Genomic DNA, 278 nt, shown 5'->3' on the forward strand with positions numbered 1-278 from the left:
ACGACGGTGGCGCCGGGGGCGCACCGGGTGTGCGTGTTCGCGATCGACGTGGACGTGCCCTCTCGGAACGCGGAGCTGGGCTGCCGGTCGATCACCACTCAGCAGGCCTTGCCGGTCGGGAGCTGGGACGGGTTGTCGGCGTCGGGGGCGACGGTGAGCGTGTCGGGTTGGGCGTTGGACCTGGATCAGCCGTCGGTGTCGTCGAAGGTGCACGTGTACGTGGACGGTCGGGGCGTGGAGTTGACGGCTGACCGGTCGCGGCCGGACATCGGTGCGGC

Annotated in this window: 1 protein-coding gene; it reads left to right on the plus strand. The window is 71.2% G+C overall.

All coding sequences use genetic code 11. From position 1 onward, the window contains the following. Positions 1 to 33 precede the first annotated feature (33 nt). On the plus strand, positions 34 to 278 hold a 245-nt coding region (locus O2W15_RS23905), incomplete at its 3' end, for a hypothetical protein (protein ID WP_269181281.1).

It is taken from the genome of Modestobacter sp. VKM Ac-2979 (genome assembly GCF_026967995.1).
Classification (GTDB): domain Bacteria; phylum Actinomycetota; class Actinomycetes; order Mycobacteriales; family Geodermatophilaceae; genus Modestobacter.